We start from the raw sequence: 17039 nt of genomic DNA on the forward strand, positions 1-17039 counted from the left end.
TCTCTTTTGGCACGTAAATAGTATTCGCTACGGGTGGACATTCTCCTGCAATTCATGCAAAAGTTTTGTCAGTTTATGTTGAAAAAACCTCCGGTCTTCGTCAACCAATTTTTTCGGTCCTTTACCGTACCTTCCTTGCTTCCTCGCTTTGGCTTGATGGTGACGGGAATCGAGCATAAAATCAATATCCGAATTATGGAATATTCGACCCCGAAAGGATATAACATGGCATGATTTGGCAAGTGCAAGGGCAGCCAGTCCATAATCCTGCGTCACTACGATATCTCCTCTGGAAATATGGTTGGCGATATAGAGATCCGCACTTTGGTCACTTCGATCCACTTGGATTGTCGTAACTCCTGTCTCCGGTTGCTGCAGATGATCATAGGAAGAAACAAGCAGTACCGGCACACGGAATGCAAGAGCCGTCTCGGCAATTTCTTTCTTAACTGGACATGCATCCCCATCAACCACGATCGAAATGGAGCAGTTATCGTTCATTCGCGTCACCAGCTCTATCTAATCTTAGAATCAGCTTTATAACTGTATATTATTATATACGTCTTTGGCCGAATAAAATCCTGCTTCACAAATAAACAATGCGGCAGCTATTGCTTGTCCCTTCAGCAATACCTGTTATGCATAGCGAAAGCGCCATCCGGCGCTTTTTGCGCAGGCTGTCGCTTTCACTGAACAATGCATTATAACATTTGCTTATTCATACTGCCACCATCTACCACACCAATTTTGTGAAATCGGCGTAGCGTTTTAAATCACTGTCGATTCCCGAGAGCAAGGCAAGACGATTTGCACGGACTGCTTCATCTTCAGCCATAACCATAACGGAATCAAAAAACTTCGTGATCGGTCCTTTCAGTCCACTGAGCAAGGACAGTGAGCGTTCGCCATCCGCTGCCTCCAGTGCAGCCTGGTAATCCTTACGGATTGCTTGCCAAGCTTCATACAGCTCGCTCTCCTCAGACTCTGTGAACAGTTCGGAATTGACAGCGGCCTTCCCTGCCTTGGCAGCCAAATTGCTCACCCGATTGAAGGACTCAACGACCGCTTTGAAATCCTCCACATTCTCCACAGCATGCATGAGAGCATGACCGCGGGATACAACGGACACAACATGGTCAAATCCGGCTGTAATGACCGCATCCACCACGTCATAACGCTGATCTTCGGACAGCAGCTTCTTCACGCGCAGACCGAAGAACTCCTTAAGATCTTTACGGATTTCATCAGTGGATCGCTTCAAGGCCCGAATGTTCTCATGAACCTCCAGAGCTATGCCAAACACATCCGATAACGTTACCGATAATTGATGTTCCAGTATAATCTGTACGATGCCTGCAGCCTGACGACGCAGTGCATATGGATCCTGGGAACCGGTTGGAATAATGCCGATGGAGAAGCAGCCTACAATGGTGTCGATTTTATCTGCAATACTGACGATGGATCCGACTTGTGTGGAAGGGACCGCATCTCCGGCAAAGCGAGGCTGGTAATGCTCAAACACCGCTTTAGCCACATCTTCCTTCTCACCGGCTTTTCTTGCGTAATCTTCGCCCATTACGCCCTGCAGCTCAGGGAACTCATAAACCATCTGGGTTACTAAATCGAATTTGCAAATATCCGCAGCTCGGCTTACAGAATCTGCCGCATCTGCCGAGATATTCAGCTTCGCTGACAGCTGATCGGAAATCCGGCGGATTCTGCGGACTTTATCGCCAATAGTACCGAGTTCTTCATGGAACACAATGCTTTCCAGCTTCGACAGCGCGTCTTTGATCTGCAGCTTCTGATCTTCCTCGTAGAAGAATTTCGCATCTGACAAACGGGCGCGAAGCACCTTCTCGTTACCTCTTGCAATAACGTCCAGCGAACGGCTGTCTCCGTTGCGAACCGTTACGAAGAATGGAAGCAGCTGTCCCTGGTTATCGAGTACAGGGAAATAGCGCTGATGCTCGCGCATCGAAGTAATCAGTACTTCCTGCGGGATATGAAGGAACGAAGAGTCGAATGTTCCGTACAATACGGTTGGAGTTTCAACCAGGAACAAGACCTCTTCAAGTAGGTCATCCTTGATTGCGATATTCCAGCCTTTCTCCTGGGCCAAATTCTCGATCTGCGCCACAATCATATCCTGGCGCTCCTTAATATCTACGATAACATGCTGTTCACGAAGAACATCACGATATGCCGAGGCCTCAGGAATAACAGCTTCACCACCAAGGAATCGATGACCACGTGTTACGTTTCCTGCCTTTACACCCGTAATTTCGAGATCGATGATATCACTGCCCAGCAAAGCGACCATCCACTTTATCGGACGTACAAATTTAAATTCATGTGCTCCCCAGCGCATGTTTTTCGGAAACGTCATCGAAGTTAAGATACCATGAAGTCCTTCAGAAAGAATCGACTTCGTCTCTACACCGACGCTATTCTTGGTCACGTAGATGTACTCCACCCCGCCGAGTTCCTTAAACGTAAAGCTTTCCGGATCTACGCCTTGGCTCTTGGCAAAACCAAGCGCAGCTTTGCTCCACTGGCCGCTCTCATCCAAAGCGATCTTGCGGGAAGGGCCTTTCACTTCCTCGCTGATATCCTCCTGCTTATCGGCAACGCCCTGTACCCATACCGCTAAGCGGCGCGGCGTAGCGTAAGCCGTAACTTCTCCATGCCCGATTCTGGAAGCATCCAGCCATTTAACCACTTTGTCCTGTAGCTGCTCCACTGCGGCGCGCAGAAACCTTGCCGGAACCTCTTCCAGACCAATCTCGAACAGTAAATCTTTAGACATGTTCTGCGCCCCCTTTCTTAATCAGCGGGAAGCCCAGCTTCTCGCGTTCCTCCAAATATGTTGCCGCTACCTGACGTGCCAGGTTTCGCACGCGCATAATGTATCCCGTTCTCTCCGTAACGCTGATTGCGCCTCGAGCATCCAGCAGGTTAAACGTGTGAGAGCACTTCAGCACATAATCATAAGCTGGGAAGACAAGATGCTGGTTCATCGCTTTGTTAGCTTCTTCCTCGTACATGTTAAACAACGTAAACAGCATTTTGACATCCGATACTTCAAATGTGTATTTCGAATGCTCATATTCCGGCTGATGGAAAACATCCCCGTATGTGATGCCGTCCACCCACTCCAAGTCGAAGACATTCTCTTTATCCTGAATGTAGGATGCAAGACGCTCCATCCCATAGGTAATTTCTACAGCGACCGGATTGGCATCAATGCCGCCAACCTGTTGGAAGTAGGTAAATTGGGTAATTTCCATCCCATCCAGCCATACTTCCCAACCCAGGCCCCATGCACCGAGTGTCGGAGCTTCCCAGTTATCCTCAACAAAACGGATGTCATGATCAAGCGGATTGATACCAAGACGCTCCAAGCTCTCCAAATACAACTCTTGAATATTATCAGGTGAAGGTTTCAATATAACCTGAAATTGGTGATGCTGATACAAACGGTTCGGGTTCTCCCCATAACGACCGTCAGCCGGGCGGCGGGATGGCTCCACATATGCCACATTCCACGGCTCAGGTCCGATTGAACGCAAATACGTCATCGGGTTCATCGTACCGGCACCTTTTTCCGTGTCGTACGGCTGCACGATGATACAGTTCTGTTCGGCCCAAAACTGCTGCAGCGTCAAAATCATTTGTTGAAAATTCATGATTTTTGCTCCTTTTCTTTCTTTATTAATTCCTTGATCGCAAGTTCTCTGTACAACAAAAAGCTCTCGTCCTACGCCTGTTGTACAGACATAGGGACGAGAGCTGTAGCTTCCCGCGGTTCCACCCTACTTGGCCTTGCTAATGTCGCCAACATCTCTAGCGAAGAGCAAAACCCACTTTATCGTTTCACCATGCTCCCGGGTGCCCTGTTCATGAATATCTCCCGCCAGGCTTCCACCGCCCCCGGCTCGCTATCACGGATGAATTACTCACTACTTTCCCGTTCAATGCATGTCAGTATTCAAAAAACTAATAAACTGATAAATATAATACCTTATTCTATACCTTACGTCAAATATTGTACTTGTCCATCTGATCGAGAAAATTTTGCGATTTCAGACGTAATCCCAGCTGCATATCCATGAGCGCTCTCATCACTTTTTTGAGCTCGGCTTTCGTCTCATCCTTCACATCGACATTGCCCAGCCGCCTTAAATCCAGTTTGCCAAACATGCGCAGCACTTTCAACGTTCGGGGCGAGATCGCCATTGCCGGGGGATCCAGATGTTTGCAGTAACGGCACAGTACCCCGCCTAAGCGGGGACTAACCAGCATGTCCTCATCAGCCCTGGGTTGATTGCACGAAATGCAAACATCCAGCTCAGGCCCGTAGCCCGCAGCCTGCAAAATTTTCATCTCGTACAAATTGATGATGATTTGAGGAGCCTTATCCTCTTGAAGCGCCTGTAGACAGGCTTTTAGCTGATGAAACCAAAAAGCGCCCGTCTCCTCATCCTGCAGCACCCGATCCAAGAGCTCGCAAGCATAAGAAGCATAGGCCGCTTTGATTAAGTCTTCCCGGAGCTCGTGATGGGACTCCATGATCTCCCCGGCGTTCAAGGTTCCTAGCCCGGTGCCATTCCGAAAAAACACATACTCGCCATACGTAAACAGCTGGGTCAGAGCAGCATGCCGGCTTTTCACCTTTTTTGCTCCTCTGACCAGCACGCCTACCTTGCCCGATTCCTTGGTGCAAAGTGTAATGATTTTGTTCCCTTCTCCGTAGTCCATGCTGCGGATGACAATCCCTTCCGCCCGATATAGCATGCGCTTTCCCCCAACCATTCCTGGAACAACCAATAATTATTCGTCTTCTTCATAAGGGGCCGCCTCATCTTCAACGGATGCAGCTGTAAGGACCGTTTCGCCTTCGGTTTCCTTATACAGCAAATACGCATCGACATCTCCAGTCATCGCAAAATACTTCCACGAAAAATCTCGCATTCGTATTCATCCTCTCTCTCGGAAATGACGTATCGCATCTACGAAAATTAGGATGTACGTTCATGGCGGATTTATGAATTGCAATAGTTGGCAGGCAGCCACAGTGCATAATCTACGTATAATTCAACCGAGTATTATTCTCCACGGTGAAAACCGAGATCTCGAAGAACGCGTTCTTGATTGCGCCAATCTTTTTTTACCTTGACCCAGAGTTCCAAGAAGATCTTGGATCCCAGAAGCCTTTGAATATCTTGACGAGCTTGTTTGCCTACTTCTTTCAGCAATGCCCCCTGTTTGCCGATGATGATGCCTTTTTGGGAATCACGTTCCACAAATATGACAGCTGAAATATATACCGTTCCGTTCTCCTCTACCCGCATATCTTCGATGGTGACCGCGATCGAGTGAGGCACTTCCTCTCTCGTCATGTGTAAAATCTTCTCACGAATCAACTCAGCGCACACAAACTGCTCGGGATGATCCGTAACCTGGTCCTCCGGATAATATTGCGGACCCGGCGGCAAGTAACGCTGAATCTGATCCAGCAACGTATTCACATTACTGCCGAGTTTTGCTGATATCGGCACAATTTCCGCAAAGTCATGGAGCTTCCGATATTGTTCAATCAGAGGAAGCAACGCAGGCGGATCTATCTTGTCAATTTTATTCAACACCAAGATAATCGGCGTCTTGATTTTCTTCAGCTGCTCTGCGATATAGCGGTCTCCTCCACCAATTCCCTCGGAGGCGTCAACCAGAAACAATGCGGCTTCAACCTCACCCAGCGTGCCGAGTGCAGTCTGGTTCATATAATCCCCGAGCTTGGATTGACGCTTGTGAATTCCCGGAGTATCCAAAAAGACCACTTGGGATTCATTGGTCGTATATACACCATGAATTTTGTTTCGAGTCGTTTGTGGCTTATCCGACATAATCGCAATCTTTTGACCGATGACTTGATTCATGAGCGTTGATTTACCTACATTCGGCCTTCCAATTATAGCCACAAAGCCGGATTTAAACTGTTTTTTCTGCATACCATTCCTCCGCTACTGTTCCTAAAGCACATGTTGTTTAATTCTATATACTCCGTAATCTTGATTTCTTATTCCTTATTCAAATCCCAAGGTCCGAAGGCACCCGGCAGCAATTCGCTGACGGTCATTTCCTTGAAGTCACCCTTCATATTCCCCATGAATACTTTCATATCCGGTTTGCACAACTCGACCAGCACCTGGCGGCATATTCCGCATGGCGTACACGGCCCATCTGTATCAGCAACAATGGCAATAGCCTGGAAGCTTCCCGCTTCATGACCATCCGCAATAGCCCGAAACAATGCTGTTCGCTCTGCGCAATTCGTTGGACCGTAAGCCGCATTTTCCACATTACAGCCTAGATGCACATCGCCCCGCGCATCCAGCAGTGCAGCCCCAACACCAAATTTGGAATAAGGGATATAAGCACGTGTGCGCGCTTTAATTGCTTCCTGCATTAACAATCCTGCTTCCATGTGTCATACCTCCTAATGTTAAGTGTTCAACCAATGCTGCAGCCAATCCCATACTGGTTCATAGAAGACGATAATCCCGATTATGACGGCAAAAACCGCTGCAACTAATGCTGCACCGGCTGCAGTATCCTTAGCCACCCGGGCTAATACATGCTCTTCAGGAGAAATCAAATCAACCACCGCTTCCACAGCGGTATTCATCAGCTCCGCCACGAATACCATAGCAACCGCCACCAACAGGAATAACCAGCGTACTCGATCCAATTGCAGCAATGCTGCTGCAATGAATACAATCAAGGCAGCAGCAATGTGAATTTTCATATTGCGTTCGGTTTTAACGGCGGTCGTTATGCCGCGCATGGCGCACCCAAAGGCTCTGTATAACGAGTATCTATGCGGCTTCACTATCTTGTCAATCCTACTTCTGCAAGTACAGCCTCCTGTTTGCCCATCATTTCTGCTTCGCTTGCCTCATCCTGATGATCGTATCCAAGCAAATGCAGAAATCCGTGGACAAAGAGAAAACCTAACTCCCGTTCCAATGAATGTCCGTACTCCTCACTTTGCAGCTTTGCACGAGGGACAGAAATAATGATATCCCCTAGAACATTCGGTATACCACCCGAAGCATCGTCCTCTTCAAGCTCATAAATAATCTCGAGTTCATCATTTGTGATCTCATTCATGGCAAAGGATAACACATCCGTTGGACGATCGATCCCCCGATACTCCCGGTTCAACTGATGGATCTGTTCATCATCGACAAAGGTTAGATCGACTTCTCCATCACTTACCCCTTCGGCCTCTCCGGCCTTCTGAAGTATCGCTTCGAGCAGAGCGATCAACTCATCGCTAATCTGAAAATTCTCTTGTTCATTATTCCATGCCAGCTGCAGGCTCATTCTTAAACGCTCCTTCTCTGTTCATCACTTGTTGCGGGTGTCCCAGACGTTGCCGGAGCTTCACCCTCGGATGGAACGGGCGGCTTGGGCCGTTTCACATCTTCCGGATACTCAATCCGGGAGTGGAAAATCCCCATTACCGTTTCCTTTAAAGTCTTGGCGATAATATCCAATTCCTTCATCGTTAAATCGCAATCGTTAAACTGGTGATCGTCCAAGCGTCCTTTGATGATCTTCTCGATCATCGATTCCACCTGTTCTACCGTCGGTTTGCGCAACGATCGGACTGCAGCCTCCACGCTATCGGCTATGCCGACAATCGCAGATTCTTTGGACTGAGCCTTCGGTCCCGGATACCGGAAATCATCTTCTGTAAAATCCGGTTCAACCCCTTGCTCTTCCGCTTGCCGCATCGCTTTATGATAAAAATAATGTAAAAATGTTGTACCATGATGCTGCTCCGCAATATCCCGAATCGGTTTCGGCAGTTTGTACTCCTTAAGCATTTCTACGCCATCTCTTGCATGAGCAACGATGATGGATTTGCTCAGTTTTGGTTCTATAGAATCATGAGGATTTTCCATATTGTTCTGGTTCTCAATGAAATAGATGGGCCGTTTGGTTTTCCCGATATCATGATAATAAGAACCAACACGGCACAGCAAACCATTAGCACCTATTGCTTCAGCTGCAGCTTCTGACAAGTTTCCAACCATTACACTGTGATGGTAAGTGCCTGGCGTTTCCGTAAGCAGCTTGCGCAGCAATGGATGGTTCGGATTTGACAATTCTACAAGCTTTAGTGCTGAGAGGATACCGAAAGTCACTTCAAAGAAAGGCATTAAGCCGATAACCAGTATCGCCGTCAATAGACCGCCTGCGATGGCAAAGCCGATTGAATACAAGGTTTCTGAAGTCGTCCATGTATCGTTGTTGATCAGCAGCATGATGAATACAATCAACGCACCGAAGAGTGAGGACATAATGCCCCCCTTCAGCATGGTAGACCGCTGGCTTGCACGGTGGATTGAGAAGATCGCCACACATGAAGTTACAGCTGCATATAACCCGAAATGAAAATCAAACACTTCCCCTTGCACATTCAATATCACACTCGCCAGAATGCTGAAAATAATGACGCTGAAATAGGCCAGCGAGGTTTCCAGCAGCAGGGTGACCAGTATCGCTCCAATCGCCACAGGTGCAAGATAACCTACGTAGATTTGGGAATCACTCTGCAGGAACGCAGTCAAATGCATAGTCACCAGTGTAATAAAATATACCAGAACAAGCATTAACAGCTGTGCGTTGTTATATTTAAATTTGCCGGGTTCAGATTGCCGAATGAAGGTGAGTATGCCCAGAGACAGTAAGATGGACAGAAGCAGTACCCCCAGCTCCGGCCAGTAATTAATGTCGTCCTTCAGCAGACCATTTTTGCCAAGCAGCTCGTACAGCTCCGGTGTGATAAGCTGACCCTTCGCCACGAGGATATCCCCTTGTTTGATATAGACAGGGTCAGCTTCTTCACGGGCTGCAACCTTGGCTTCCTTCGTCGCCACCTCATCCAAAAACTTGTTAGGCGTAATAGCTAAACGAGCCAATTCTTGAACGACTTCCCTAGCTGTACGATCATCCAGGTTGCTTGTACTTACCATCTCTGGAACCCGTGCTCTACCCGTTTGCGCATCTACCATTTCATTCAAGATCAGCCTGGAAACGATATCTCGAGCGGTTGATTTCATTTGAGGAATATCCTCCAAATTCAATCGCGGTATCTTAATAAAGGTTTCCTCTGGAATCTGATAGGTTTGTTCCTCAATGGCTTGACGCATTTCTTCCAGCAGTTCCGGGGAATATGCTTCGTTTGTACTGTTTGCAGACAGGTAATTTCGTACAAATCGCTCTGCTCTTTGGGGAATTTCAACTCGGTAAATACCGATTTTTTCCTGAGTAGATACATCCGCATCCTGATTGAGTTGTTCAATTCTGTCCAGAATCTGGGAAACCAGAACATCACTCCGAAGAGGGATATAGGAGTAAACGGGTTGAACTGCTTCCGCCTTTTGCTCCTGCGCCTGCAGCGTTGCCTTGCTGTCCTCAATCTGCACAGGCGCGACGATATTCTTTTCACTTTTGGTATTCACTTGTATGTCGTAGCGCTCCGGTAACAACTTGGATGCTAGACTGATATAAAAGAGCAAAGCTAGCAGCAAAAACAGAATATAGCGTGTTGCCACGCTATACTTCCATCCGCTGTTTTTACCCCATATGGACTTGTCCGTCGATGGTTCTTTGGAGGCCATTGCGACAATCCCCTTTAATCTTGGTTTTCTGCTGCTTTATCATATGCGACGATGATTTTTTGTACTAAAGAGTGCCGTACAACATCCTGTTCCGCAAAATAGACGAATCCCACTTCTTCAATCTCGCTTAGTATCTTTTTAGCTTCAATAAGTCCTGATTTCTTGCCTCGCGGCAGGTCAATCTGGGTTACGTCCCCGGTAATGACCATCTTCGAACCGAAGCCAAGCCGGGTCAAGAACATCTTCATCTGTTCAGGTGTAGTATTCTGTGCTTCATCCAGAATAATGAATGAATCATCCAGTGTACGTCCACGCATGTATGCAAGAGGCGCTATTTCGATTAACCCACGCTCAAGCGCTTTAGCGGTCTGATCCGGGCCCATAACATCATATAACGCATCGTAGAGCGGTCTTAGATAAGGATCAACCTTCTCTTGCAGATCTCCAGGCAGAAAGCCCAGACTCTCTCCTGCCTCAACTGCAGGCCTTGTCAGAATAATCCGTTTGACAGCCCCTTCCTTGAGAGCAGCAACAGCCAGGACGACGGCCAAATAGGTCTTTCCTGTTCCGGCAGGACCGATGCCGAAGACGATGTCCCGTTTCTTGATCGTGGTCACGTAGTGCTTTTGACCGATGGTTTTTACACGAATAGGCTTACCTTTGAAGGTAGTCGTAATTTCGCCTTTGTATAGATCCAGCAGCTGGTCGGCTCTCAGGTCCTTGGCGAGTTCCACAGCATAAAGAATATCACGCTCGGTCAAAATGTAGCCGTTACGTACAAGCTGGAGCAGAACTTCAAACAGCTGCCCGAGACTCTCCACATTCTGATGCTGTCCCCGAATCGTGATAACCGCTTCCCGTGAAACAATCGTAGCAGGAATTTCTTTTTCGATTAATTTAAGGAATGTATCTTGTGGTCCGAATAAGGACAGACCTTCTGATGCGCTTTGAAGTAAAATTTGAATGCTGGTCGTTTGCTGTGACAAATAGCCTCATTCTCCTTGATCATATACTATGGGAAGTTCTTTCGCGATGGTCTCTTCCACCTCGAAAAGCACTTTCATATAAACTTTACCATTCTCTCTCTTATCATGCAAAATTTTTTGGCTTATGAATTTAGAATTCGCTCCATATTTCGCCAAAATATCACGGCGTGCCCCCTCAATTCCTTCCTTTCTGGCTTCATCCTCCGTAATCGTTCGCTGTACTTCGGTGACCTCCATTATTTTTTCAGTCATCCAGCCAAGAGGCAGGACGCGAGACCTCCAGGTAAGGGGATCATAAAAGGTCAAAGTCTCCTGCTCCGAGAAGGGTATCTTTCCATAGCCCCATAACTGAACGGCCCGATCGCCAAATACAACGTACGAACGCTGCTTTCCTTCCCCTGTATAAACCTTATGCGTTGTGACTAAGGGAATCTCGATATCGTATTCATGCCACACCAAGCCTTTCACTTCACCTTTGGCTACAACGCGCTCTGAGTTTTCCTCATCCCCAAGGACGCCGGAGATCAGTATCTCGCCTTTCTTCACCCGGCTGTTGATAGCAACTTTGGGAACGCCCTTCTCCGCATATATATAGGTGATGACTGCGTCCCGTGTGCTGATCAGATGCCTTGGATTCTGCAGCGGCGGTTTCTTCGGCATGGAAGCCTCCACAATCTGTATACGTATACGTGTCCCATTGCGTTCCACTCCTACCCAGGAAGCACCCGGAAGACGTGCGGTTATATTACCCGACAGCTTGTCCATCGGTTGCAGCCTGAATATCCATTGGAATGGATAGATCCCCTCCAGTTTAGCTGCATCTAGCACATCTTCCGAAGCTATGCTTTCATTTCCTTCGACTTCTACATTCCATACCATGGAGGAGAGAGCCAGCAATATGGCAAAAAACATTACTACGCCGATCAAAAACGCTTTGCGCTTCAATAGCCTGCGAGCCTTAAAGGGATAACCGTTCCGTTCCTTGATGCGTGTTCGGCAGCCTGTCCGCTTTAACAGAGGGCGAAGCCTTCTGAAATCCTTCAACAGCAGCTTGAGCTCTGCTGATTCCGCCCCTGTCGGTGTTACGTCCCAAACCGGAATGCCCGCCTTCGCCAACGAATTGATGAATGCTTCTACATGCTCACCGCGAACAGTAAGCGTTAAATATCCCCGAAGGTGAATCATCGTCGGAATCTTCACGGTTTCTCCCCCATTCCTATGTATTGGATATGATGAATGGTGCCAATGATGGTCACTTCATGACTTTGAATAGCTTGAATCGCGAGTCCGGTCCCTGAAATCTCCAAAGAGCCCTCGCTTAAAGACAACACGAGACGTTCCCCGGAAAAATGCCGTACTCCGCGATGATTTTCGATATGCAGCTCTTTATTGCCAACCAGGGTCAACCGCGGTAGATCAAATAACAGGTCCTGTGGCAAATCAAGCACTTCTTGAGTCCATTTCTGCAGCTTGCGGCTGATGCGGGACATATGAAGACGTTCCCCCTTCCTGTACTGTACACCTTATGCCCCAGAAAGCATTTTTATGAAATCAAAAGTAAAAAGACCGCCCCGTCAAAATCTGACGAGGCGGTCTCCCGCTCTTGTAACTCTATGAAATTCTCCATGTATCCTTTACAAGAACAAAAGGCTACTTGTTTGGGGTCGTTAAGACTCCCGCAATTTATCGACGGTGATTCATGGGGCGCTTCGCTCGCGGAGGCCCCAGGATTTCAGCCCATACAATTCCATTTCGAGCTTGTTCAGCAAAAAGCGACCGATCATTATTCCGCTGCTCACGCTCTTCCTCATGGATTTCAACAACGGTTTCCGGTAACGCAACAGTCATTCTGTCCAGCTCTGAATGGATTCTGTCCAGATCGGACTCCATCATCCGCACTCTATGATCCATGCCGTCAGGCTGATGCTTCATATCTTGTTCACGCCTCATACGATCTATCTCTTGATGCTCTAGAGAGTATCCGTTCCCGCTCTCAGCCTCTTCTTCATTCATCCTGTCCACCCGTGTACTTTCCTGAACAGGCGCAGGACGAGATACTCGTGGGGATTGTACCCGTCTTGCTTCAGGTCTTTGCGACCCGCGCTGCCCCTGATGTCCTTGATCAGGTCTTGCAGGACGCTCTCCTTCGCCACCGAAGGATGGCATCCGCGTGTTCTTATCATTAGGGTTTTTGCCGCGCTTTCCAAGGGCGGAGATGATGAAGAAGCCTATAACAGCTATAATGTATATATTATCCAATATCCAGCTCACTATAGGCTCACCTCACTTCATGGTTACTTGGTTTTGTTATCTCCAGAGCCATCATTATTATCACCCATTTTACCGAAGGAGCCTCTCATCTGCGTGTCGGCTTCAATGTTCTTCAGGTTCATATAATCCATCACGCCGAGCTGGCCACTGCGCAGCGCTTCAGCCATAGCAAGCGGAACTTGGGATTCGGATTCCACCACGCGCGCTCTCATCTCGACAACGCGAGCCTTCATCTCTTGCTCTTGGGCTACCGCCATCGCGCGGCGTTCTTCCGCCTTCGCTTGGGCGATCCGCTTGTCGGCTTCCGCCTGTTCAGTCTGCAGGTATGCACCAATATTCTTGCCTACATCCACATCCGCGATATCAATGGACAGAATCTCGAATGCAGTACCGGCATCCAGTCCTTTGGACAATACCGTTCTGGAAATCGAATCCGGGTTCTCCAATACATCTTTATGAGAATTACTCGAACCGACCGTTGTTACAATACCTTCACCAACACGGGCAATGATCGTTTCTTCTCCGGCACCCCCGACCAAGCGGTCGATGTTGGCACGTACAGTAACACGAGCTTTAACTTTTACTTCAATACCGTCTTTAGCAACGGCGGCAACAGTCGGTGTCTCAATGACACGCGGGTTAACACTCATCTGAACAGCCTGCAGCACATCGCGTCCCGCAAGGTCAATCGCGGCAGCACGCTCAAATTCAAGCGGAATATTCGCACGTTGAGCTGCAATCAAGGCGTTAACCACCCGGTCTACGTTACCTCCTGCGAGATAGTGACTCTCCAATTGGTTAATGTTTAAGCCGAGTCCTGCTTTTGTCGCCTTGATGAGCGGATTTACGATCCGGCTTGGTGTTACGCGCCGCAGGCGCATAGCTACAAGCGTAATGATTCCAATGCGCACGCCGGAAGCGAGCGCCGAAATCCAGAGCATTAACGGGAAGAAACTGAAAAACACACTAAGCACGATGATCGCGACAACCCCGATCAGAAGTATCGGTACCAATGAACCATCCAACATTTACACTTCACCCTCCATGTTCGTTATTTACTTGCATATCTAGAAATACAGAGATACCAGTCCTATCCATACTACACAATTCCGTGGGGATGTTCACCCTTTTTCTTCCTCTACTACAATTCTCGTTCCATCTGTCTTAATAATGCGAACTTGACGACCGGCTTCAATGAACCCTCCAAGCGTAACGACATCAAACCGTCGTCCCTCAACTTCCATCGTTCCAGCTGGCCGGAGCGCTGTAAGGGAAGTTCCGATTAAGCCGATTAACACATCGCGATCCTCATTCGGAATATATCCCTGCTCCTTCGACAGGCTGTCGCTAAGTATAAATTTGCGCCATACCCCTCGCTCTTTGAATATAAGAGCAACCACGATAACCGCCACGAGAGCACAGGCCACTGCTATACCAAGGGATAGAGCAACATGAGACGTACTGTATGCGGCCATGACAACACCTGCAATCAAACTGACAGAACCGATAATACCCAAGATACCAAAGCTTGGCACAAATAGCTCCATGGCCAGCATCACAATGCCGATCACAAACAGCAGCCAAGTCTCCCAACCGGCAAATCCAGCCACCTGATTACCGAAGAAATACAGTACAAATGCAGTTACCCCTAGGATTCCAGGCACTCCAAACCCAGGCACAATCAACTCGATAATAACACCTGCAATACCAATGAACAGCAGAATAGTCATAACACTACGATTCGTTAAAAAGGTAGCCAGCTTTTCCGAAAACGTTGGTTCCATCCGAAATACATCCTGCGTGGAATAGTCCATCCAGGCGATGACCTCTTCGGTACTGTTGGCAATGGTATCTGCATAACCAGTCTTAAGGGCTTCATCATTCGTTAAAGATATGATATCACCCGCTTGCTTCGTCAATCCGATTTCCGGCACCTCGACCTTTAGATTAAGATCAGCCATGCCTTTGGCAATCTCGGGATTGCGTCCTGAAGCTTGAGCCGCGCTGGCCATACTCGTTTTCCACCAGGAGACCAGCTTGGCATCCTCAACAGGATTGCCACTCGCGTCCACCATATAGGCAGCGCCAATCATACTGCCTTCTGCCATGGCAATCTTGTCGGCATTAAGCGCGATATAACTGCCTGCAGATGCTGCATTGCCCGTGATGTATGCTACGATCGGAATCTTGCTGTCTCTCATCATGGTGGCAATTTTATCAGCCTGGTCGACAAGACCGCCAGGTGTGTCAATCTCAAGCACAATAAGACCGGCCGACATCTTCTCCGCTTCCTTGAATCCGCGTTCCATAAAGCTGGCTAATCCGCGTTCGATCGGCTGCTTGACCGGAATCACATATACAGCCCCGTTGTTGGCCGCCGCTGCCGAGTTCATGGGAAACACATACAGCCCAAGCGATATGAACAACATGACCAAGGCCGCTGCACAGGTCAGTAATTTGCGTATCCCCATCTGTTTCGTCATTTTTCCCCCTCCTTTTCGAGTAAAATAGTCAATGGTATCCTATACTTCGACAAACTAGGTTCATTGACCTGCCTATACCCCTAGCATATGTATATACTTGGCCTCATATGGTAGTTATTACGAATCAGAAACCATTTCGTTTCAAAAAGTATGCTGGATTTTAATACCAACTGCACATAAAGAAAAAACATCCCTTGAATACAAGGGATGTTTCACTTATGTTGTTACAGAAATTGTTGAACAACTTGATTAACAAGCTTTCCGTCTGCACGCCCTTTAACTTTCGGCATGAGAGCGCTCATAACTTTACCCATCTCGGCTTTTGAAGAAGCACCGGTTTCCTGGATGGTCTGCTGTACAATGACTTTAATTTCTTCTTCAGTAAGCTGTTCCGGGAGGTAGGCGCTAAGGAGCTCAATTTCTGCTTTTGCATCGGCGGCAAGATCGTCGCGTCCCGCTTTTTCAAATTCTTGGAGGGCATCTTTGCGCTGTTTGATTTCACGACTAAAAATATCAAGCACTTCGTTGTCATCCAAACTTCGTTTCAAATCTATTTCAAGATTTTTAATCGTCGAACGAACCATTCGAATCGTTGAGAGTTTGAACTTGTCCTTACTCCTCATCGCTTGCTTCATATCTTCGTTCAATCGTTCGCTAAGATTCATGCTAGTTCAGTTCCTCCTAAAACTTTCTCTTACGAGCAGCCTCGGACTTTTTCTTGCGCTTTACGCTTGGCTTTTCATAATGCTTGCGTTTCTTCACTTCAGCCAATACGCCATCTTTAGCAATGGAACGCTTGAAGCGACGAAGTGCAGCATCAATTGTCTCGTTTTTGCGAACTTTAGTTTCAGACACCAGTTTTCCCTCCCTCCGACCAGACCGTCCAAGAGCATAACACGGTTCATCAAACTTCATTATAGGGCAAACAGAAATATCGTGTCAACCTTGGGCGCGCTATTTTACGATAGTCTCAATAATTGGAACTACCCCGAAGCGCTCATATGCTGCGGGGTTGTTATCGTTCTTTTTACGGCAAAAGTTTATGTATGAGCTGGCGAAATGCCGGTTAATGCGCCTAGACGGCGACCGCCCATCAGATGATAGTGCAGATGGAATACCGTTTGTTCCCCATCGGGTCCGCAATTGTTAATTAATCGGTAACCGCTATCCGCGATGCCCAGCTTCGCTGCAGCTTCTTTAGCCGCCTTGTGCATCTCGCCAATCAATAGCAAATCTTCATCCTGAACATCATTCATGGATGCGATATGCTTCTTAGGAATAATCAAAATATGAACGGGTGCTTCAGGATTAATGTTTTGAAATACAAGCACCTTATCGTTCTCCAGGATCTTCGTTGAAGGAAGCTCACCCTTTACAATTTTACAAAAAATACAATCCATTCCCGGTTCCCCCTTTCATTGGTTGAGATTGTCTTTATCATATAAGAAAATAAACAGGGCGTCCAATGGATGATCCTTGGCTCCTTATGGACAAAAAAAGAGAAGCACCCCTGGAACGCAGTTGTCCAGTAAGGAGGCGCTTTATCATGAGGACAAGGGAAAAGATGGGAATCCCTCATGATCAAGCGTCTGCCCGGTGCTTCT

The 17039-nt window shown here is 47.7% G+C and carries 19 protein-coding genes; all 19 read right to left on the reverse strand.

Annotation, left to right across the window (positions count from 1 at the left end; all coding sequences use genetic code 11):
* Positions 1-27: 27 nt before the first annotated feature.
* Positions 28-501: a YaiI/YqxD family protein gene (locus ABEQ74_RS21185; RefSeq protein WP_430124109.1), complete on the reverse strand. Its 474-nt coding sequence runs from the start codon at positions 499-501 to the stop codon at positions 28-30.
* Between the two features lie 232 nt (positions 502-733).
* A complete protein-coding gene (glyS, locus tag ABEQ74_RS21190; protein ID WP_430124110.1) occupies positions 734-2809 on the reverse strand; it encodes a glycine--tRNA ligase subunit beta in 2076 nt (691 codons plus the stop codon).
* Entirely contained in the window at positions 2802-3689 is an 888-nt protein-coding gene (gene glyQ / locus ABEQ74_RS21195) for a glycine--tRNA ligase subunit alpha (protein ID WP_053489137.1), read from the reverse strand. Before glyQ ends, glyS begins: the two co-directional genes overlap by 8 nt.
* 352 nt (positions 3690-4041) lie before the next feature.
* Complete coding sequence (gene recO, locus ABEQ74_RS21200) at positions 4042-4797, reverse strand: DNA repair protein RecO (protein WP_430124111.1); 756 nt, start codon at positions 4795-4797, stop codon at positions 4042-4044.
* Positions 4798-4833: 36 nt separating this feature from the next.
* Positions 4834-4974 carry a YqzL family protein gene (locus ABEQ74_RS21205; RefSeq protein WP_082341536.1) on the reverse strand — a complete coding sequence of 47 codons (141 nt, stop codon included), beginning with the start codon at positions 4972-4974 and terminating at the stop codon, positions 4834-4836.
* A gap of 134 nt (positions 4975-5108) precedes the next feature.
* On the reverse strand, positions 5109-6011 hold the full coding sequence (gene era, locus ABEQ74_RS21210) for a GTPase Era (RefSeq protein WP_430124112.1): 903 nt from the start codon (positions 6009-6011) through the stop codon (positions 5109-5111).
* Between the two features lie 68 nt (positions 6012-6079).
* Positions 6080-6487 (reverse strand): cytidine deaminase, encoded by a 408-nt coding sequence (gene cdd, locus ABEQ74_RS21215; RefSeq protein ID WP_430124113.1) that lies wholly within the window; start codon positions 6485-6487, stop codon positions 6080-6082.
* Between the two features lie 18 nt (positions 6488-6505).
* Positions 6506-6892 carry a diacylglycerol kinase family protein gene (locus ABEQ74_RS21220; RefSeq protein ID WP_430124114.1) on the reverse strand — a complete coding sequence of 129 codons (387 nt, stop codon included), beginning with the start codon at positions 6890-6892 and terminating at the stop codon, positions 6506-6508.
* A complete protein-coding gene (gene ybeY / locus ABEQ74_RS21225; RefSeq protein ID WP_053489141.1) occupies positions 6892-7389 on the reverse strand; it encodes an rRNA maturation RNase YbeY in 498 nt (165 codons plus the stop codon). Before ybeY ends, ABEQ74_RS21220 begins: the two co-directional genes overlap by 1 nt.
* Before the next feature lie 2 nt (positions 7390-7391).
* Positions 7392-9695: an HD family phosphohydrolase gene (locus tag ABEQ74_RS21230; RefSeq protein WP_430124115.1), complete on the reverse strand. Its 2304-nt coding sequence runs from the start codon at positions 9693-9695 to the stop codon at positions 7392-7394.
* 14 nt (positions 9696-9709) lie between these two features.
* On the reverse strand, positions 9710-10681 hold the full coding sequence (locus ABEQ74_RS21235) for a PhoH family protein (protein ID WP_430124116.1): 972 nt from the start codon (positions 10679-10681) through the stop codon (positions 9710-9712).
* Between the two features lie 6 nt (positions 10682-10687).
* A complete protein-coding gene (gene yqfD / locus ABEQ74_RS21240) occupies positions 10688-11881 on the reverse strand; it encodes a sporulation protein YqfD (protein ID WP_430124117.1) in 1194 nt (397 codons plus the stop codon).
* The gene (gene yqfC / locus ABEQ74_RS21245) at positions 11878-12171 is read right to left on the reverse strand and encodes a sporulation protein YqfC (RefSeq protein WP_053489145.1); all 294 of its coding nucleotides are present in this window, start codon (positions 12169-12171) and stop codon (positions 11878-11880) included. Before yqfC ends, yqfD begins: the two co-directional genes overlap by 4 nt.
* Before the next feature lie 193 nt (positions 12172-12364).
* Positions 12365-12952 (reverse strand): hypothetical protein, encoded by a 588-nt coding sequence (locus tag ABEQ74_RS21250; protein ID WP_430124118.1) that lies wholly within the window; start codon positions 12950-12952, stop codon positions 12365-12367.
* 23 nt (positions 12953-12975) lie between these two features.
* A complete protein-coding gene (floA, locus tag ABEQ74_RS21255; RefSeq protein ID WP_430124119.1) occupies positions 12976-13980 on the reverse strand; it encodes a flotillin-like protein FloA in 1005 nt (334 codons plus the stop codon).
* Between the two features lie 93 nt (positions 13981-14073).
* Positions 14074-15435: an NfeD family protein gene (locus tag ABEQ74_RS21260; RefSeq protein ID WP_430124120.1), complete on the reverse strand. Its 1362-nt coding sequence runs from the start codon at positions 15433-15435 to the stop codon at positions 14074-14076.
* 224 nt (positions 15436-15659) lie between these two features.
* Positions 15660-16100: a GatB/YqeY domain-containing protein gene (locus tag ABEQ74_RS21265; protein ID WP_053489149.1), complete on the reverse strand. Its 441-nt coding sequence runs from the start codon at positions 16098-16100 to the stop codon at positions 15660-15662.
* A gap of 16 nt (positions 16101-16116) precedes the next feature.
* The gene (gene rpsU, locus ABEQ74_RS21270; protein ID WP_005547957.1) at positions 16117-16290 is read right to left on the reverse strand and encodes a 30S ribosomal protein S21; all 174 of its coding nucleotides are present in this window, start codon (positions 16288-16290) and stop codon (positions 16117-16119) included.
* A gap of 185 nt (positions 16291-16475) precedes the next feature.
* Entirely contained in the window at positions 16476-16835 is a 360-nt protein-coding gene (locus ABEQ74_RS21275) for a histidine triad nucleotide-binding protein (RefSeq protein ID WP_430124121.1), read from the reverse strand.
* Between the last annotated feature and the right edge of the window lie 204 nt (positions 16836-17039).

Source organism: Paenibacillus solani (assembly GCF_050475945.1).
Classification (GTDB): domain Bacteria; phylum Bacillota; class Bacilli; order Paenibacillales; family Paenibacillaceae; genus Paenibacillus_AQ; species Paenibacillus_AQ solani_A.